Origin of the sequence: Novosphingobium sp. PhB57, from assembly GCF_004342985.1 — a bacterium.
Taxonomy (GTDB): domain Bacteria; phylum Pseudomonadota; class Alphaproteobacteria; order Sphingomonadales; family Sphingomonadaceae; genus Novosphingobium.
Genome location: NZ_SMBO01000014.1, coordinates 1 through 19,253, shown reverse-complemented (window position 1 = coordinate 19,253; position 19,253 = coordinate 1). Strand labels below are relative to the sequence as shown.

General features: G+C 61.4%; 18 protein-coding genes. 14 read left to right on the top strand and 4 right to left on the bottom strand.

The genetic code is table 11. The annotated features are described in order from the left end of the window. Positions 1 to 104: 104 nt before the first annotated feature. Complete coding sequence (locus tag EDF58_RS23390) at positions 105 to 1,034, bottom strand: cation diffusion facilitator family transporter (RefSeq protein ID WP_132269924.1); 930 nt, start codon at positions 1,032 to 1,034, stop codon at positions 105 to 107. Positions 1,035 to 1,042: 8 nt separating this feature from the next. Then, positions 1,043 to 1,660, bottom strand: a complete 618-nt coding sequence (gene pdxH / locus EDF58_RS23385; RefSeq protein ID WP_132269923.1) for a pyridoxamine 5'-phosphate oxidase — start codon at positions 1,658 to 1,660, stop codon at positions 1,043 to 1,045. Between the two features lie 174 nt (positions 1,661 to 1,834). On the opposite strand from pdxH, the gene EDF58_RS23380 reads away from it, so the two are divergent. From EDF58_RS23380 to fabI, 3 genes are all read left to right on the top strand, one after another. Beyond that, positions 1,835 to 2,809: a DnaJ C-terminal domain-containing protein gene (locus tag EDF58_RS23380; protein ID WP_132269921.1), complete on the top strand. Its 975-nt coding sequence runs from the start codon at positions 1,835 to 1,837 to the stop codon at positions 2,807 to 2,809. Between the two features lie 85 nt (positions 2,810 to 2,894). Next, positions 2,895 to 3,932: a YihY/virulence factor BrkB family protein gene (locus EDF58_RS23375; protein WP_243654465.1), complete on the top strand. Its 1,038-nt coding sequence runs from the start codon at positions 2,895 to 2,897 to the stop codon at positions 3,930 to 3,932. Continuing rightward, entirely contained in the window at positions 3,929 to 4,732 is an 804-nt protein-coding gene (gene fabI, locus EDF58_RS23370; protein WP_132269919.1) for an enoyl-ACP reductase FabI, read from the top strand. The genes EDF58_RS23375 and fabI overlap by 4 nt, the downstream gene beginning before the upstream one ends. 87 nt (positions 4,733 to 4,819) lie before the next feature. Here fabI and EDF58_RS23365 read toward each other — a convergent pair whose 3' ends face one another. Then, positions 4,820 to 5,914: a TauD/TfdA family dioxygenase gene (locus EDF58_RS23365; protein WP_132269918.1), complete on the bottom strand. Its 1,095-nt coding sequence runs from the start codon at positions 5,912 to 5,914 to the stop codon at positions 4,820 to 4,822. Between the two features lie 277 nt (positions 5,915 to 6,191). On the opposite strand from EDF58_RS23365, the gene EDF58_RS23360 reads away from it, so the two are divergent. The 11 genes from EDF58_RS23360 to EDF58_RS23305 all read left to right on the top strand — a co-directional run bounded on the left by EDF58_RS23360 (position 6,192) and on the right by EDF58_RS23305 (position 17,481). Then, a complete protein-coding gene (locus EDF58_RS23360; protein WP_132269916.1) occupies positions 6,192 to 6,950 on the top strand; it encodes a hypothetical protein in 759 nt (252 codons plus the stop codon). Next, complete coding sequence (locus EDF58_RS23355) at positions 6,874 to 8,370, top strand: DNA polymerase Y family protein (RefSeq protein ID WP_132269914.1); 1,497 nt, start codon at positions 6,874 to 6,876, stop codon at positions 8,368 to 8,370. The genes EDF58_RS23360 and EDF58_RS23355 overlap by 77 nt, the downstream gene beginning before the upstream one ends. Beyond that, positions 8,367 to 11,627 carry an error-prone DNA polymerase gene (locus tag EDF58_RS23350; RefSeq protein WP_132269912.1) on the top strand — a complete coding sequence of 1,087 codons (3,261 nt, stop codon included), beginning with the start codon at positions 8,367 to 8,369 and terminating at the stop codon, positions 11,625 to 11,627. The genes EDF58_RS23355 and EDF58_RS23350 overlap by 4 nt, the downstream gene beginning before the upstream one ends. 89 nt (positions 11,628 to 11,716) lie before the next feature. Next, a complete protein-coding gene (locus EDF58_RS23345) occupies positions 11,717 to 12,031 on the top strand; it encodes a TM2 domain-containing protein (protein WP_132269910.1) in 315 nt (104 codons plus the stop codon). Between the two features lie 275 nt (positions 12,032 to 12,306). Further along, positions 12,307 to 13,707: a site-specific integrase gene (locus tag EDF58_RS23335; RefSeq protein WP_132269908.1), complete on the top strand. Its 1,401-nt coding sequence runs from the start codon at positions 12,307 to 12,309 to the stop codon at positions 13,705 to 13,707. Then, positions 13,700 to 13,906: a hypothetical protein gene (locus EDF58_RS23330; protein ID WP_132269906.1), complete on the top strand. Its 207-nt coding sequence runs from the start codon at positions 13,700 to 13,702 to the stop codon at positions 13,904 to 13,906. Before EDF58_RS23335 ends, EDF58_RS23330 begins: the two co-directional genes overlap by 8 nt. A gap of 76 nt (positions 13,907 to 13,982) precedes the next feature. Continuing rightward, a complete protein-coding gene (locus tag EDF58_RS23325) occupies positions 13,983 to 14,225 on the top strand; it encodes a DNA-binding protein (RefSeq protein WP_132269904.1) in 243 nt (80 codons plus the stop codon). 147 nt (positions 14,226 to 14,372) lie between these two features. Continuing rightward, positions 14,373 to 15,815, top strand: a complete 1,443-nt coding sequence (locus tag EDF58_RS23320; RefSeq protein ID WP_132269902.1) for a DUF3987 domain-containing protein — start codon at positions 14,373 to 14,375, stop codon at positions 15,813 to 15,815. A gap of 257 nt (positions 15,816 to 16,072) precedes the next feature. Then, positions 16,073 to 16,795: a hypothetical protein gene (locus EDF58_RS23315; RefSeq protein WP_132269901.1), complete on the top strand. Its 723-nt coding sequence runs from the start codon at positions 16,073 to 16,075 to the stop codon at positions 16,793 to 16,795. Further along, positions 16,796 to 17,140: a hypothetical protein gene (locus tag EDF58_RS23310; RefSeq protein ID WP_132269899.1), complete on the top strand. Its 345-nt coding sequence runs from the start codon at positions 16,796 to 16,798 to the stop codon at positions 17,138 to 17,140. It begins immediately after the preceding gene. Between the two features lie 140 nt (positions 17,141 to 17,280). After that, the gene (locus EDF58_RS23305; RefSeq protein WP_132269897.1) at positions 17,281 to 17,481 is read left to right on the top strand and encodes a hypothetical protein; all 201 of its coding nucleotides are present in this window, start codon (positions 17,281 to 17,283) and stop codon (positions 17,479 to 17,481) included. A 1,299-nt stretch (positions 17,482 to 18,780) separates the two neighbouring features. On the opposite strand, the gene EDF58_RS23300 is transcribed toward EDF58_RS23305, so the two are convergent. Then, entirely contained in the window at positions 18,781 to 19,020 is a 240-nt protein-coding gene (locus EDF58_RS23300; RefSeq protein WP_132269896.1) for a hypothetical protein, read from the bottom strand. Between the last annotated feature and the right edge of the window lie 233 nt (positions 19,021 to 19,253).

Here is a 19,253-nt window from a genome sequence, read left to right as displayed (position 1 = left end):
GAATTTGCGGTGCCGATGCTCTCGCCGCCAAAGGCGCGTCGTCCCGGACCTGGTTCAGGATGAGGTGGCAAGTGGGGCGGGTCCAGCCAGTGCGGCCCCTGCGCTCAATCCGGGGAAACCCGGATCGGCGGCAGCACGTCGAGTCCGGCCGCACCGGCTTCGTCGACCAAACCCTCGGGATCGGGATGGATCAGGATCTCGGTATCCGGAAATTCGTCGCAGAGCCGGTGTTCCAACTCGTCCATCACCCGGTGCGCCTCGCGAACGGTCATGTTCGGATCGACCCAGACGTGGAACTGCACGAAGTCCCGGTTGCCCGACGTGCGCGTGCGCAAGTCATGGACGCCGGTAATATCGGGATGGCGGGCCAGCACCTGGAGAAAGCGGTCCTTCTTCTCCTCCGGCCACTCGTGATCCATCAGTTGGTCGAGCACATCCTGCGAGGCCTTCCAGGCGCCCCAGCCCAGCCACGCGGCGATGCCCAGGCCGAACAGCGGGTCCGCGCCCTTCAGCCCGGCATATTGGTCCAGCACCAGCGCGGCGATCACCGCCACGTTGAGCAGGAGGTCGGACTGGTAGTGGACGCTGTCGGTCTGGATGGCAATGCTGCCGGTGCGGCGGATGACGTGGCGCTGCCAGGCGACCAGCGCCAGAGTCAGCGCGATCGCCACGGCCGAGACGGCGATGCCGCTTTCCGCGCTCTCGACCCGGCTCCTGGCCAGGAATTCCTCCACCGCGCGGCTGGCGATGGCGAGCGCGGAGATCGAGATCAGCACGATCTGGAACATCGCCGCGATCGCCTCGGCCTTGCCGTGGCCGAAGCGGTGCTTGTCGTCCGCCGGCTGTGCACCGATCCACACGCCCAGCAGCGTGGCCACGCTGGCGACGAGGTCCAGCGTGGTATCGGCCAGGCTGCCGAGCATCGCCGTGGAGCCGGTGGACCAGGCCGCCCAGCCCTTCAGGCCGAGCAGCAGCACGGCCACGCCAATGCTGGCGAAAGCGGCGCTGCGGGTGAGTTTGGCGTGTTCGTGCAAGGGCGGGCTCAAGGATAGAGGAGCGTGCTGACCCAGCCGCCTGCCGCATCGGCGCTGCGCACGAAGCGGCGGCGCTCATGGAGGCGATAGGGCCGGTCCTGCCAGAACTCGATGGCGGCGGGCACCACGCGATAGCCGGTCCAATGGGCCGGCCGCTCGATCTCGCCTTCGCCAAAGCGGCTGCGGACATCCTCGTAGCGGGCCAGGAACGTCTCGCGGCTGTCGAGCGGGGCGGACTGGTCGGAAGCGACGGCGCCCAGCTGCGAATCGCGGGCGCGCGAATGGAAATAGGCATCGGCTTCCGCAGCGGTCACCGGCACCAGTTCGCCTTCGATGCGAATCTGGCGGCGCAGGCTCTTCCAGTGGAACAGCAGCGCGACATGGGGGTTGGCGGCGATTTCCTGTCCCTTGCGGCTATGGCCATTGGTATAGAACACGAAGCCGTCCGGCCCGTAGCCCTTGAGCAGGACCATGCGAACGGAAGGCAGTCCGTCCGGCGTGGCGGTGGCCAGGGCCATGGCGTTCGAATCGTTGGGCTCGCTCTCGCGCGCGGCGTCGTACCAGTCCTTGAACAGGGCGAAAGGATCGCCGTGGGGGATGACTTCGCGGGCCTGTTCAGCTTCCATGTTCGCTTCCTGGGATCGTGCCTGTGGTCAAACGCAGCCGCGCCGGGCCGGACCTCGCTGATTTCACGGCGATTCCCGGCGGCAGGGCGGGGCGTGAAGGTTCCAATAGACTCGTGACCGGAACTAGGAAAGCACCGCTTGCCGTAACGCGCGTCCGCACCTAGCTAGGAAGCCATGGCAGCAGACCCTTATTCCACCCTTGGCGTATCGCGCACAGCCAGCGAGAAGGACATCAAGTCCGCCTATCGCAAGCTGGCGAAGGAACTTCATCCCGATACCAACAAGGACAATCCCAAGGCCGCGGAGCGCTTTTCCGAAGTGACCGGCGCCTACGACCTGCTGTCCGACAAGGACAAGCGGGCCCGGTTCGACCGGGGCGAGATCGATGCCGAAGGCAATCCCATGGGCTTCGGCGGGTTCGGCGGCGGCGGAGCCGGCGGCTTCGGGGGTGCCGGATTCGGTGGCGGTCCCGGCGGGCAGCGCGGCTTTTCGGGCGGATTCGGCGGTAACGACGGCATCGACCTGGAAGACCTGTTCGGCGGCATCTTCGGCGGTTCCGGCCAGCGCGGCCCCGGCGGTTTCGGTGCCGGAATGGGCGGAGCCGGCGGTGCACGCGGCCGCGCGGCGCCGCGCGGCGGCAATGTGAACTATCGCCTTTCCGTCCCTCTGACCGATGCGGCCGAACTCAAGCCGCAGCGCATCACCCTGTCCGACGGCAAGACGATCGACCTCAAGCTGCCCGTCGGCATGGAGGACGGCACCCAGATGCGCCTGGCCGGCAAGGGCGAGCAAGGCCCCGGCGGGGCGGGCGATGCCATCGTCACGCTGCAGATCCAGCCCCACGCCTTCTTCCGCCAGGACGGCGACGACTTGCGCGTGGACCTGCCGATCACCCTCGACGAGGCGCTGAACGGCGGCAAAGTGAAAGCTCCCACCGCGGCCGGCGCGGTCATGCTGTCGGTTCCGGCCGGGGCGAGTTCGGGCAAGGTCCTGCGCCTCAAGGGCCGCGGCATGTCCCGCAAGGACGGCGCCCGCGGCGACCTGCTGATCAGCCTCCAGATCGTCTTGCCAGAGAGCGACGCCGATCTCGCCAAGCGGCTGGAAGGCTGGAAGGATACGCGCGACGTGCGCGCAAAGCTCGGAATCTGAGGGTGCGGGCGGGGATGTCTTTGCGGATCGCCCCACCTAACCCCTTCCGAAATTTGAATATCCTCTTTGCAGCGCCTATCTCGGCGTGGTGAACATCGACCATTCGATAGACGTGCAGGCCCCGGGAACGCCGGCTTCGGCAGCGATAACGCCCGAAGCCCGGCGACGCGCGGCCATGCGCTGGCAGGAAATGCAGGACCGGATTCCCCGTCCCGATCCTTCCAGCCGCGCCTATGTCGTGGTCAAGCGCGTGTTTACCGGGACCTGGGAAGACGGCTTCATCCACGCCGGCAACTTTGCCTACATGACGATCGTGGCGCTGTTCCCCTTCTTCATCGCCCTGGCGGCCATCTATTCGGCGCTGGGCGAACAGGGGCAGCTGGAAAGCGCGATCGACGCGGTGCTCAACGCCCTTCCCCCGCGCGTGGACGAAGCGCTGGCCCCGGTGGCCCGCGATGCCGTTGCCGCGCGGCACGGCTGGCTGCTCTGGATCGGCGGCGTGCTGGGCCTGTGGACGGCGACCAGCCTGATCGAGACCATCCGCGATATTCTCCACCGCGCCTACGGCATGAACAAGGGCCTTAAGTTCTGGCGAAACCGCCTGGCGTCGAGCGGGCTGATCTTCGGCTCGGTCCTGCTGCTGCTGCTCTCGCTGTCTTCGCAGGTGCTCATTTCAGTGATCGAGGAAGTGCTGCTGACGGTTTTCCCCGGCCTCAAGGCCTTCAACTACCAGATCGGCATTTCCCGCGGCATCACCGCCGCCACCCTGTTCGCCTCGCTCTACGCCCTGTTTTTCCTGCTCACGCCCTCGCGCTACCAGTCTCGCCGCTATCGGAAATGGCCCGGTCCTCTGTTCGTCGCGGCATGGTGGCTGGGGGCCGCATGGCTGCTGCCGAAAGTGTTGCGCAATTTCATCGCTTACGATTTGACGTACGGAAGTCTCGCCGGAGTGATGATCGCGCTTTTCTTTTTCTGGCTTGTCGGACTAGGGATGGTCGCGGGCGCGGAACTCAATGCCGCCCTTACCGTCAGTCCCGAGGAGCAGGAAATGCTTGCCGGGGGGCCAGGCGGAAATAGCAGCGCCGCTGCACAGAACAACGAAGTACAGGAAGAACACGAATGACCGGTCTGATGCAGGGTAAACGCGGCCTGATCATGGGCCTTGCCAACGACAAGTCCCTGGCCTGGGGCATCGCGAAGAGACTGCACGAACAGGGTGCCGAGCTGGCCTTCTCCTATCAGGGCGAAGCGCTGGCCAAGCGCGTGAAGCCGCTGGCCGAGAGCCTGGGCAGCGATTTCCTCATCGATTGCGACGTTTCGGACATGGCAGCCCTCGACACCGCCTTCGAAACGCTGGCGGAACGCTGGCCGACGATCAACTTCGTCGTCCACGCCATCGGCTTCTCGGACAAGAACGAGCTGCGCGGCAAGTATGTCGACACCAGCCTCGAAAACTTCCTGATGACGATGAACATCTCGGCCTACAGCCTGGTCTCGGTGACCAAGCGTGCGATGCAGATGATGCCCGAAGGCGGCTCGATCCTGACGCTGACCTATTACGGCGCCGAAAAGGTCGTGCCGCACTACAACGTCATGGGCGTGGCCAAGGCGGCACTGGAAGCCTCGGTGAAGTACCTCGCCAACGACCTGGGCCCGCAGAACATCCGCGTCAACGCGATCTCGGCCGGCCCGATCAAGACGCTGGCCGCCAGCGGCATCGGCGACTTCCGCTATATCCTCAAGTGGAACGAGCTGAACTCGCCGCTGCGCCGCAACGTCACGATCGAGGACGTGGGCGGCTCGGGCCTCTACTTCCTTTCCGACCTCTCCTCGGGCGTGACCGGCGAGACGCATCATGTGGACGCGGGCTACCACGTCGTCGGCATGAAGCAGGAAGACGCTCCGGACATCGCCCTGAGCTGATCGGCCTCCGCTGATCGGCACACTCAGGACAACAAAAAGAGGGCCGGAAGGAAACTTCCGGCCCTCTTTGTCTGCGCACGCGGCCCCTCAGCCCATCAGGCGCGGCACCGATACCGAGAACACGTCGAAATGCGCATCGGGATGCTCCGCCTGCCCGTCGCGCGGGGCCTGGCGAACCTGCACAACGCCGTTCTTGCCGAAGCCCTCCACCACCGGGCGCCCGGCATCGCGGCTCAGCCACAACCGCAGGAGGTGGCGCTTGCGCTGCGGCTCGGGCCAGTCCCAGAACGTGGTGCGGGCATGGAGCGCGGCGTAATTGGAGAGCCACTGGATGTCGCCGGGGCGGAAATCCATCTCGATGGCCATGCCCTCTTCGTAGGTGATCGTGTCGAAGAGTTCGAGCACCGCGATCTGCTCCGGCGTCAGCCTGGGCACGCCTTCATATTCCTGCGCGGTGAGGATGTAGAGCGAGCCCGCGTACATCGAGAACACCCCGTCCACCAGGCTGACGATCGGCGAAGTATACGTATCCGCCGGCGCATTGTGGTCCTGCCGGCGCCAGTCCCAGTGGAAGGGTTCCAGCAGCAGCGGCGCCAGATCGGGGCGGCGGCGCAGGATCTCGTTGTAGATCTCCGCGCCGGAGACGAGGCAGGACAGGCCGCCCTCCTTGGCCGGGCGCAGGCACATCAGCGCGACGATGTCCGAGCTGTCGGAGTGATAGACCAGCTTGTCCCGCACCTTGGAGGAGAGCGCGGTGGGATCGTCCATGGTCTTGTCGCTGGTGGCATAGACGTGGTCGATCAGGTCGCCCATCTCGTTCTGGCGGATCGGATCGCCCATGTGCAGGCCGAGCACGTAGTAGATCGCGTTGGAAAGAACGTCCGAATAGAGCTGGGTCCGCAAGCCCCGCACCAGCACGAAGCCGCGGCCGTAATCGACATCCTCGCCCCATGACTTCACCGCATCGGCGCAGGCTACCAGCGGATATTCCTCGGCGGTGACCGTGCGCAGGTCCGGGTCGTCGGCCATGAAGCGGGCACCGAGCGTCTCCAGCTCCAGCACCTGTTCGTCGGACAGCCTGTAGATCCACGCGTCGGTCTCGGAAAGCCGGTCTCCCCGCCAGGCAGCGGCAGTGGTGACAGGCGGAACGGCTTCCAGCGGCGCGGGAGCGGAACTGGCCATGCTTCGTGAGTCCTTCTTTGAGGGTAGGGGCCGTAAGGTGGGCGATGCCCAAACCCTAGGCGGAATGCCTTGCGATGACTTGGCGAACGATGCCCGAAAGCTTTTCGCCCTGCGTTCTGCGCCGCTGGCGGCGGGTTCAACGCCATGGTGCCGGCGGATCGGAGTGTGCGACGAAACTCGCCGGCAGGATCGGGAGACAGGCCAGTGCCCACAGCCGATTGCACCCTCATTTCCAGACTCGATTGCGCAGGACAGGAATAGAACATAAAAGGAACATATGTTCGATTCGAGTCGCCTCCAACTGGCAGCAAACCTCGCTCAGGCGTCTCCTGACGGCTGGCCCGAGTCGCCTTTGCAGCAGGACGGCGTTCATGAATTCTATGCCGCGACCGAGCAGGACGGCGGGGCCGCCCTGGCGCTGGCGCTGCTTTGCGCGGTGCAGGCGCGCAAGGCGCGGGAACCTCTGCTCTGGCTGCGGCTGGGCAAAGTTAATGGAAAGGGCGGGGGCAAGCAGGCCCGCTCGCGCCCTTATGCCCCCGGCCTTGCCGAACTGGGCATAGACCCGGCCGCCATGGTGCTGCTGCGCCTGCCCGATCTCCAGAGCCTGTTGCGCGCAGGCGTGGATTCGGTGCGGCATGGCGGGGCAGCGGCCGTGGTGATGGAAATGGACGGCCGCGCCCCGGCCTTCGACCTTACCGCCTCGCGGCGGCTGGCGCTGGCGGCGGAGCAAAGCGGCACCATGGTCATGATCGTGCGCAGCGGCGCCCAGCCCACGCCCAGCGCCGCCCACACCCGCTGGCAGGTGACCAGCGCACCGTCGGTTCCCTTGCCTGCCAATGCGCCGGGAGATCCGGTGTTCGACGTGACCCTGCTGCGCCGGCGCGGCGGGCGGGAGGGTCTCAACCTGCAACTGGAATGGAATCGTGAGCAAGGCACCTTCCGTAAGCCCATGCTTGGCCATGCGCCGCTATCTGGCGGTCACCTTTCCCTTCCTGCCGTCCGAACGGGCGATGCGGGAAGGCGCAGCGCCGCCTGACGCGGCTTTCGCCCTGATCGCGAAGCAACGCGGGGCGCAGCGCATCATGGCGCTGTCTCCCGCGGCGCTGGCGCTGGGCCTCTCGGCCGGCATGATGCTGGCCGATGCGCGCGCGCTGGAGCCGGACCTGCCTGCTCTCGAACACCGGCCTGCAGCGGACCATGCCCTGCTGCTGCGCATCGTCGAATCCTGCGAACGCTATACTCCGATGGTGGCCCCCGATCGCGACGACGCGCTGGTGCTGGACCTCACCGGCTGCTTCGACAGCCTGGGGATGGATGAAGACGCCGTGCGGGGCGATCTCGTCACCCGGCTCGCGCGACGGGGGTTCCGGGCGCTGGCGGCCTGTGCCGGAACGCCGGATGCCGCCCTTGCCCTTGCCCGCTTCGGCAAGAGCACCTTGCGCGAACTGCCGGTGGCCGCACTCGGCCTGGGAGACGATGCCCACCTCGCGCTGAAGCGCGCCGGGCTGCGCACCCTGGGCCAGCTTGCGGATCGCCCCCGCGCGCCCCTCGCCGCTCGCTTCGGCAAGGCGATGTCGATCGCCCTCGCCCACCTGCTGGAGGAGCAGGACCGGCGCATCACCCCGCATCGCACCCTGCCGCCGATCTGGGTGGAGCAGCGCTTCGCCGAACCGATGGCGACCGTGAAGCCCCTCCTCGGCGTGATCGAATGGCTGGCGGGGCAGGCGCGGGACATGCTGGTCGCCCGCGGCCGGGGCGGCCGACGCTACGAAGTCTCGCTGTTCCGCACCGATGGCCATGTCGCCCGGCTCGCCGTGGACAGCGGCCTGCCCTTGCGCGAACCCGCCGATGTCGTCCGCCTGTTTCGCGAACGCATCGAATCGCTCGCGGATCCGCTCGACCCGGGCTTCGGCTACGACCTGCTGCGCCTGGCCGTGCCCCTGCACGAAGACGTCTCCGAAGGGCAGGACCGGCTGGACGAGGAGAATTCCGGCAAGCCCGACCTCGCCCCCCTGCTGGACCGGCTGCAAGTGCGCTTCGGCGCCGAATGCGTCCACCGCTTCGCCCCGCGCGACGAGCACTTGCCGGAATATGCCGACCGCCTCGTGCCTCCCGCATCGATTCCGCAGTCCTGGCCCCAGCCGGAAGCAGGCGAGCCGCCCTTGCGCCCGCTGTTCCTGTTCGATCCGCCCCAGCCCGTCACCGTGCTGGCCGAAGTGCCTGATGGTCCCCCGCGCCGGTTCGGCTGGCAGGGACGCCAGCACCGGGTGGTGCGGCAGGAAGGCCCCGAACGCCTCGCCTATCCCTGGTGGAAGACCGTGGAGGCGACCGGCCCCACGCGCGACTATTACCGGATCGAGGACAGCGACGGCCGCCGCTTCTGGCTGTTCCGCCATGGCCTCTACGGCAGCGAGAAAGCCGACCCGCGCTGGTATCTGCACGGCGTCTTCGCATGAGCCTCGAAACGCCGCCCTATGTCGAGTTCGCGACGACGACCGCCTATTCCTTCCTGCGCGGCGCCAGCACGCCGGGGGAAATGGCGCTGCGGGCGCAGGCGCTCGGCCACCCCGGAATCGGCATAGCGGACCGCAACACCGTATCCGGAGTCGCCCGCGCTCTCGCCGCGCTGCGCAGGTTCGGGGAGGAGATGGAAGCCGAAGGCGTCACCCTGCCCCCTTTTCGTCTTCTGGTCGGCGCGCGGCTGGTCTTTGCCGACGATACGCCCGAGATCCTCGCCTATCCGACCACGCGATACGGCTGGGGCCGCCTGACCCGCCTGCTCACCACCGGCAACTTGCGCACGACCAAGGGCAACTGCGAACTGCGCCTGGGCGACCTGCTGGAATTCCTGGAGGACATGCAGCTCATCGTCGCCACCCCCGCTTCCGACGCCCTGTTGCGCCAATTGGCGCAGGCCGCGCCCGGCAAGGTCTGGCTGGGCGCGGCGATGCTGCGGCAGGGCCGCGACGCGCGCCGGCTGGCGGCCTTGCGCGAACAGGCGGCCCTGGCCGGCGTGCCGCTGATCGCGATCAACGACGCTCTCTACGATGGGCCGGAATCCCGCCCCCTGCACGACGTCATGACGGCGATCCGCGAGAAGACCACGGTACAGGCCGCCGGCCGCCGGCTCACCGCCAATGCCGAGCGGCACTTGAAGCCCGCAGCCGAAATGGCCCGCCTCTTCGCCGCCGCTCCCGAGGCGATCGCCGCCACCGCAGACTTCATGGGCGGCATCGTCTTCAAGCTCGAAGACCTGAGCTACACCTACCCCCACGAGCCGGTCCCCTACGGCTACACCCCGCAAGGCTGGCTGGAGGAACTGGTCTGGAGCCGCGCCAGCGACCTCCACCCGCAAGGCATCCCCGAAAAGCTCACCCGCCTGCTTACCGAGGAACTGGGGATCATCGGTCAGCAGGCCTACGCCGCCTACTTCCTCACCGTCCACGATATCGTGCAGTGGGCGCAGATACAGGGCATCCTCTGCCAGGGGCGCGGCTCGGCGGCCAATTCGGCGGTCTGCTTCGTCCTCGGCGTCACCGCCGTCGATCCGATGAAGCACAACCTGCTGTTTTCCCGCTTCATCTCCACCGAGCGCAAGGAACCGCCCGACATCGACGTCGACTTCGAGCACGAGCGGCGCGAGGAAGTGATGCAATATATCTACAGCCGCTACGGCCGCGAGCGCGCGGGAATCGCCGCCACGGTGATTCACTACCGCTCGCGCAGCGCCGCCCGCGATGTCGGCAAGGCGCTGGGGCTCAGCGAGGACGTCACCGCCCGGCTCGCCAGCACGGTATGGGGCAGCTACGCCTCGGAATACGACCGCAACCGCTGCATCGAAGCCGGCCTCGATCCCGACAATCCCACGATCGCGCGGGTCAATCACTTCACCGGGACGATCCTGAACTTCCCCCGCCATCTCTCCCAGCATGTCGGCGGTTTCGTGCTGACTCAGGACCGGCTCGACGAAACCGTGCCGATCCACAATGCCGCGATGGAAAAGCGCACGTTCATCGAATGGGACAAGGACGACATCGATACGCTCGGCCTGATGAAAGTCGACATCCTGGCGCTCGGAATGCTGACCTGTATCGGCAAGGCCTTCGCCATGATCGAGACGCACATCGGCCGCCAGTACCAGCTCAGTTCCGTGCCGGGCGACGAGGAAGATCACCGGAGCAACCCTCCCCACGTCAAAGCCGTCTACGAGATGCTCCAGAAGGGCGACAGTATCGGCGTCTTTCAGGTGGAGAGCCGCGCGCAGATGAACATGCTGCCCCGCCTGAGACCTGAGAGGTTCTACGACCTGGTCATTCAGGTCGCCATCGTGCGCCCCGGCCCGATCGAGGGGGACATGGTCCATCCCTATCTGCGGCGCCGACAAAAGATCGAGGACGTCATCTACCCTTCTCCGGCTCCTCCCCACGATCGCGACGAATTGCGCGGTGTCCTCGGCGAGACTCTCGGCGTCCCCCTGTTCCAGGAGCAGGCGATGCGGCTGGCGATCACCGCCGCGAACTTCTCCGATGCCGAAGCCAACCAGCTCCGCCGCGCCATGGCGACCTTTCGCAATGTCGGCACGATCGGCTCCCTGCACAGCAAGATGGTGAACGGCATGGTGGCCCGTGGGTACGAGAAGGACTTCGCCGAGCGCTGCTTCCAGCAGATCAAGGGCTTCGGCAGCTACGGCTTCCCGGAAAGCCATGCCCTCGCCTTCGCGCGGCTGGTCTGGGTCTCGGCCTATATCAAACACCACTACCCCGAGGTCTTCGCCGCCGCCCTGCTCAATTCGCAGCCCATGGGCTTCTACGCCCCGGCCCAGATCGTCCGCTGCGCGCAGGAGCATGGCGTGGAAGTGCGCACCATCGATGCCAACCACAGCGAGTGGGACTGCACCCTGGAACCCAAAGCGAAAGGCGCACTCGCCCTCCGGCTCGGCCTGCGCCAGATCAGCGGCTTTCGCGAGAACTGGGCGGAGCAGATCAAGGCCCACCGCCCTTACACCAACCTCGAAGATCTCGCCCGGCGCGCCAGCCTGCCCCAGCGGGCGCTCAACCTCCTGGCCGATGCCGATGCCCTGCATTCGATCGGTCTGGACCGCCGCGAGGGCCTTTGGGAAGCACGCCGCACGCCAACCGGCGAACTTCCCCTCTTCGCCGCCGCCCGCGCCCGCGAACTGGGAGAGGAACCCCATGCCGCCCTGCCCACCATGCCGCTCTCAGAGGAAGTCGCCGCCGATTACCAGACCACCCGGCTCTCGTTGAAAGCCCATCCGATGTCGTTCCTGCGCCCGGTCTTCGCGGCGGAAGGCGTGCTGCGCTGCGCGGACCTGGCGAAGACCCGAAACGGAAAGCGCGTGAAAGTCGCCGGCGTGGTGCTGGTTCGTCAGCGCCCGGGCAAGGGCAATGCCATTTTCGTCACGCTGGAGGACGAAGGCGGCATCGCCAACGTGGTGATCTGGGCCCGGCTGTTCGAAACCTACCGCCGCCCGGTCATGGCCGCGCGGCTGATGCTGGTGGAAGGTCTGATCCAGCACAGCCCCGAAGGCGTCATCCATGTCATGGCCCAGAGCATCCATGACCGTACGCCCGAGCTGAAACGCCTCTCGGAAGTGCACGAGGCCGAGCCCCAGCTATCCCGCGCCGACGAATTCGTCCGCCCGCAGCACCCGCGCAACGTGCGGGTCCTCCCCCGCTCACGGGACTTTCATTGAGCCGTGCCACCGGCAACTCAAAAAATTCATTGGTTTCTTAATGGCATGCCCATATCGATACGCCCCTTCACTTATCGACGGGGGTATCGATGACCGACACGAATTCATCCACTGCGGCCATGGCCGGCCTGCTCTACCAGGCAAATGCCAAGTCCACCGGCGTCACGTATCTCCTGTGGTTCTTCCTGGGCTCGCTGGGCGCCCATCGCTTCTACGCCGGCAAGACCGCCGGCGGCATCGTCCAGCTCGTCCTCTTCCTGCTCGGCTGGGCGACCATCTGGATCATGGGCTTCGGCCTGCTGTTCCTGATCCCGCTCGGCATCTGGGTGCTGGTGGACGCCTTCCTGATCCCGGGCTGGCTGCGTCAATACAACACCAACCTAGTCCACCGCGTCCTGGCCTGACCCGCCCACCTGAAGGGCGGCGCCCGCGCCGCCCGATCACGGCCACCGTGCCCGCCCCAATGCCCGAACAGACACGGCACAGCATGGCCCGGAAGCCGGTTGATCTTCGCAAATGGAGGAAATGGTGCACCCGACAGGATTCGAACCTGTGGCCTCTGCCTTCGGAGGGCAGCGGTTCCGGCTTCCCGGCTGTTACCCCAGATTGATCGCAATAACCATAACCAACGCCAATCCAACGTTTTCCAACCTATGACCATTGCCTTCGATTTCCGGTCATGGCATCAGATTACCTGCACCGTGCTACCCCGGTGATGCCCGCGATAGGTGATCTGATGGCCAATGGTAAGCTGACTAAATCAATGGTGGATGGCTTAGAGCCTAAGCCGAGTGACTATGTTCAATGGTGCGGGCAGCTACCCGGCTTTGGCGTTAGGGTCCGCCCAAGCGGCTCTAAATCCTTCATCGTCCAGTACCGGATTGGCGGGCGAAATAGCCCAACTCGCAAGGTCACTGTCGGCACCTACGGCAAGCTTACCGTTGAACAGGCTCGCGAGGCGGCGAAGGCTATCTTGGCCAAAGCTGAGCTTGGCGAAGACGTTGCCGGGGATCGGGCGAAGCGCCGGGCTGAATTGAATGTCGCCCAACTCTGCGATGAATATTTGGCTGAGGGCTGCGACCGCAAAAAAGATTCTACCATTGCCACGGACAAGGGCCGGATAGAGCGGCATATCAAGCCGCTGCTTGGCCGAAAGCGGGTAAGCGAAGTCACGCGCGGCGACGTTGAAAAGTTTATGCGTGACGTGGCGAAGGGCGCTACCGCTACTGACGAAAAGACCGGCAAGTTTGGTCGCGCTATCGTCACTGGTGGCAAGGGCACGGCTACTCGCACGGTGCGGCTGTTAGGCGGCATCTTCACCTATGCCGTTGACCGGGGTTACATCGAAACCAACCCCCGCCTTGGCGTCAAAGTCTATGCCGATGGCAAGGGCGAACGGTTCCTTTCAGCATCGGAAATAGAAAAGCTTGGCGAAACATTGAGGCTTGCTGAGACGGATGGCTTGCCTTGGCAATTCAACGAAGGCGCTAAGTCTAAGCATCGCCCGGTTAATGCTGAAAACCAGCGCGAAAAGTTATGCCCACATGCCATTGCCGCGATCAGGTTACTACTTCTTACCGGGTGCCGCGCTGGTGAGATACTTAATCTCATGTGGAAGGATATCGACTTTGATCGGGGATTTATAAACCTTCCCGATTCCAAGACTGGCTCAAAGCCGGTTTTGATTGGTGCGCCAGCCCTACAAATCTTGGCGTCGCTGGAACGGAAGGCTGACAATCCTTATGTGATCGTCGGCAGCAAGCCAAAGGAACCCCGCAGCGACCTGAAGCGGCCATGGAAGCGGGTAACGACGCACGCTGGCTTGCCCGATCTGAGGTTGCATGACCTTCGCCATAGCTACGCTTCGATAGGCGCGGCATCCGGCATGGGCCTGACTATTGTGGGCAAGCTCCTAGGCCACGCCTCCCCGGCCACTACGGCCCGCTATTCTCACTTTGCCGATGATCCGTTGCGGCGCGCTTCTGACAACATCGCTGGCCAGATTGCAGCGGCTTTGGGCGGCTCAAAGGCTGGTGCTGAGATTATTCCGATTGCTGGCAAGGCTGGCTCTAATGGTTAGTTTTACTTTTGACGAAAATCACATCTTCCGGCCAATTAATCCAAAGCTAGCTAAGGTCGAAATGGCTAGAGCGCTTTACAATGCTGGCAGCATTTCAAAAAATGAAGCGGCTCGCCGTGTTTGGCATCTAAACAATAAAGCTGGCTTTGAGAATGTTGAGGAAGATAGCGCAGTTCAATATATAGCACGGCGCATATGACCACTTTTTTCTACATGGACGATAGGAAGTAATAGGACGTAACACTGTCTCAACAACATCAGTTGGAGACAATACAGTGGAAGTCCAGACTTACTTGCGCCGCTCTGAAGCGGCTCGCTACCTTCAAGAGCGCTTCGGCGCGTATACCGCTCAGACGCTCGCCAAGCTCGCCTGCGTCGGCGGTGGCCCTGTCTATCGCAAGATGGGGGCTTATCCCGTCTACCGGCCCGCCGATCTCGACGCATGGGCAGAAGCGCGCATGTCCGCGCCTGTCGCGTCGTCGGCTGAGCTTTCGAGCCGCCGCAAGGACGCAGCATAGTCAAAGAAAAGCCGAGGCAGCGCGAAAGCGTACCCCGGCTTAAAGTTGACCCGTCGAAAGGAAGTCGACCGCCGCTTAATACTCCACGAACCGGGCACAGTCAACCGGAGTATTAGTCGACGGGCGCTTGATAGAAGAAGACTTACTATGACCATGCCCGGCGCTTATTCTAATCCTTATCCCAACTACAATGCTGCGAATATTTACACATTTCCTCCCGGATTGCTAAGCGAAGTCTCGCATTGGGTTATGGCATCATCGCCGTATCCGAACGAAACTGTTTCTTTGGTGACAGCGATAGCGTTTTTATCGGCTATCACGGGCCGCTCTTACAATACGTTTACCGGCGCTGGCTTGAACCAATATATCTTGCTGCTTGCGCTGAGCGGTATGGGTAAAGAAGCAATTGCCAATGCTATAGGCCAATTGCTTAAAGCTATAGTCAAGACGGTGCCTGCGGCGAGCGGCTTCAAGGGGCCAAGCCATATTGCTTCGGTGCAAGCGCTGATAAAATGGCTGACCAAGCAGCCTTCCATTTTATGTATATTTGGCGAGTTCGGTTTGAAGTTGCGGGCAATGGCTCGCAGTCCTTCACCCAATGACGTTGCACTGTTGGCTGGCTATCTTGACCTTTACGGCAAGTCAGGTGGCGGCGTTGTTGACGCAATGGCTTACAGCGACGTGGAAAAGAACACCGCTTCTATTGTAAACCCGTGCCTTAGCATTCTTGGCGAGTCCGTTCCCGGCGAGTTTTACAATAACCTTGACGAACGGATGATCGGTAATGGCCTGCTTCCGCGCTTCTCGATTTACGAAGTAGTTGGCAACCGCCCTTATCTTAATGCCGACATTGTCAAAGAGGTTCCTAGCGTTCTTGTTCAACGGCTGACCGACTTGAGTGCCCACAGTCTTCAACTTCAACAGCGGGGAGTTGTTCAAGCCGTTGGCGCTACGGACGAAGCAAGAGACAAGTTTCGTGAATTTGAACGTTGGACAACTGACCAGATCAACAACGCCCAAGATAATGAAGTACAGCGCCAACTCTGGAACAGAGTTAATTTAAAGGCGCTCAAACTTGCTAGTCTTTGCGGCATAAGCTTGAACCCGTTTGATCCGGTCGTTGATATCGACTGCACAATGTGGGCTACAAACTTAATCGTTACTCAAACCCAAAACCTAATCGGCAAGTTTGAGCGTAACGAAGTTGGCTCGGTTGACGGTGATGAAGCCAAGCAAAAAACCGCTGTAATCAGGATAATTTTGGAGCACTTCTCTCAGTCATTTGAGAACTTCGTCAAGTATGGTTGCGATGAAACAATGCACCGTAATGGGGCAATAACCCACAGTTATCTTTCTCATCGCCTTTGGCCGTTGCCAGCATTCAAGAACGACAAGCAAGGTGCAACGCCAGCATTAAGGCGGACGCTTCAACGTCTGCTTGAGGATGATGATATTCGGGAAATGCCGAGAACTCAAATGCTAGCGATGTACGGCACCAAGGCCCGGGCCTTTGTGATCAGTAACGCGCAAACATTTGGCTTAAAGCCGCTCAAGTCAGTTGAGCAATCGGGCGGCGTTCGTTTTTTCTAACCTGTTCAAAGCCGGCTCTCGCACAAATCATTGAAAACACGCGAAATCTAAATTTTAAAGTTTTCAAAGGCGTCCCCATCTACCCACGCCGTAAATAGGGCGAATTAATTCCATCGGTATCTATTAGTAAAATTTGTAATTTGTAATTTTATAGAAAGATAAGGAGAAACAGTAGCTTACCACCTCGAACCCGTACAAATTCAGTTTTGCAAATTCAAAAGCCCCTCACGTGGGCAACTATTAAAGGAACTCTTAATATGGCTACTAACTTCGCTCCCACGCCTGAAGCTCTCGGACCTTCTGAGGTTCCTGCTATGCTTAACTATTATCTCGACATTGATAGCCATCTAGCGGGTGAAAGCCCGGCTTTGGGTGCTACTGTTGCCTTCATGAAAGGCACGAAGGAAAAGGCTGAAGGCTTCAATATTCGCCGCGCTACCGTCAACGAACTGATTACCTCAGGGGCCAATCTGTTCGAGATTGAAAAGCTGGCGGACAAGCTGAATGACGAAGCTGGTCGCGGCTATGAGAATGCCCACAAGGGACTAACGGCGGCTATCACCGAAAAGGAAGCGGCTGTTAACGCCAGGGTTGCGCTGACGCCTTCCGCCTACGCGGCTGAGATTCGTAATGTGTTTCGCGGCATGTCGCCTGGGGATCGCACTGCCAAACTGGCTGCTGCCTTCAAGGATGGCGACAAAGAAGTGCTGGCGGCGCTGGTGAATGCTCCGGTTATCACCCATGGTTGCGACAGCGATCAACTTGCTGCTCACTATGAAGCCTACAAGCGTAGCGCCGCTTATGCTGAATATCGCGTGCTGGATGAGCACAAGAAAGCAATGCGCTACCTTGAGGCCAGCTTCCCCGGCATCATGAAGTGGAAGCTTGATAATTATAAGGGGACAGGCGGCTACTCGAAAAAGCTGACTGAGCAAACGGCGGTTATGGCAAGCTACGGCATTACGCTGGATGACGATTAATTGCCTTTGCCGCCAGCTTCAAGCGGGGCTGGCGGCAACCTTCAATGTGGGAATGCCGATATGATGCCATTACAGGAATTTGGCGGCGATGAAAATGATCCGCCTGACGAATTAGTCTACAAAAAGTTGGCTTTCATACAAAAGCATATGGCGATGAATTTCAAATGTATCGAGGTTGTTAAGTTAAATCCAAAGTCACCTACGTTTGAGCAAGATATTGGCTTTTACATGCGCGTTTTCTCACGGCTCCAAAATGAGAAATGGCAAACACTTCGTGATATTGGCCATCAGACGATGGGCGACTGTAGTTGCATCTACTGTATGAGGGTGATACCAAAACAGTGATCTCATCATGATTACTGGAATTGAGCATGCCAGGCTGGCCTAGCCTATCTTCAGCAGCCCCGAATGGCGTAGCCGATACCGCCAAGGCCCCTGATAATGTGGGCGCGGCGGCTACGCCCCCTCCTACCCCTGCAAAGCCGATGGCCCGCCTACGGCTGAATACCGTCAGCGATATCGCCAAGGAATATCGCAAGCTTTATCGCGAAGCTCGCGCTGGCACGCTGGCAACCTCTGAAGCTAGCAAGCTCGGCTATCTGCTTTCCGCCTTGGCTGGCGTTCTAGCCACTAGCGATCTTGAGGAACGGCTTGCCGCCCTTGAGGGCGAGAAGCCAACGCGGTGAGAGGCAACGCAGCCCTCGCATCCCGGATCGCGCGGCTAGAAGCGCAGCGCCGACGCTTTAAGCGCCGGCTGCCGCGTCTCACGTTCAGCATCTACCCCGATCAGGCTCCGGGCGACGTACAGGGCTTTGCGAACTCTCGCGGCCTCATGGTCCCGCGCGAACCCGGAGAGGCCCTGAGCGCGGTGCAGGCGAGAGCGTGGCGGCATCCCGACGCCGGGCAGGCCCTATTTGCCGTCTATCCGCCCGACGAAGCCTCGGAAGCAGGGCCTGGACAATCCGAGCCATCGCCTGAGCCTGAGCCGAACCCCGATCCCTATGCGCTGGCTGGCATTGGTCGCGAGGATGCAAAGTATCGCGGCTCCTGGCGATCTGAAGGTAGTCTTGGCCAAATTTAGATTGCCGACCGTCCCAATTAGATGGTCTCGTGCGACATTTTCTGGCGTTGAGCAGAGCTAATTTGAAAGTAAATTGCAGTAAATTACAAAAATAGTGCCGGACCAAAGAAGCCTTTTTAACCTATTTGGTCCGGCTTACTTGCCTTCGGCTCGCGTGACCATCGGAAACCCTTCACGGAATTTCTGGTTTTAAATATTAATGGAGTATCAACTTAACCGCTTACGGAAATGGCCACTCGAACGTTCAGATCATCCGATATGTGTGCAAATCGTGCCCCAAGGTGTGCCGACGCAGATGCGAACGCAGCCCACGCTTGTTATAGCGGTTACGGTTCCTTTGAAGTCGAACGTTCCTTTTGAGCCATCAGTATTGCCTTTAGCGGATTCAAGTGCCGCATATATAAGAGCCCTGCCAAAACTCTCCGGGGTATGAACCCTAACCTGATGGTCGTCGATATATTCAGCCGTTAGTGCCTGTGTAGCCTCGGATGCCATGACGATTTCCTCTCATCTAGGATCGTTCCACGACGGCTAGCGATTATTTTCGAGTCGTTTTGGAACGGCACAGCATACTTTTTCGATCAACTTAGCGAGTGACTATTAAGTATGATATATTTATCAATACTAATCATAATGATTATTGCATTTCAATCAAATGCCAAATGGAGAAACCAAGGTCCTCGTGATCTGACGATACTAATCGTCCGACCAGCGTTGCGCGTGACCGCTGCCGTCAAAGGGCGAAGGCCATATATTACGGTGCCGCAAACTTTTACATAGAACCAGTGACTTATAAAAACCTAGGAAGGTGGTGGTAGTTTACGGGCAGCACGAGGGTAGCACCATGCTTCAACCTCCAATCCAATCAGGGATGAGTTTCCGCATAAGTTGAATATTTTAGCAGCTAAATCTTGCCGCTGGGTTTGACGTCGGCTAAGCAGGTCTGGCTTACGCGTAATGCGCTCTCGGGTGCATGGTTCGGCGCTTCGCCGAATCTCAGTTTATTGGTTCCATTTGGGGCTCCGTCAAAGAGCGATGAAAAATCGCCAAAGGACGCTCCGCTCGATTTTTCATCGCTCTTTGCCGGAGCATAGGTAAGCAAATGTTGCCATTCGTTGATGAGCTGGACGTGACGAAACTTCACGTTCAAGCTCCGACGGAAATCGTGTTTCTTTGCGGCGGCCCATATGCAGAGCTTAACAAGTTCCGCGAAGTCCCGATCCAGTCAATGCGGGACGCTTTCCGCAGAGTCCCCAGCCATCCTTCACTCGGTTCACGAGACCTAGTGGATTGATTCCAACACTTGGTGCCCGCGCCGTACAGCGGCTATAATTTCGTCCGGATCGGCCTTCCAGATGAAAGGTCGGGGGTCCTCGT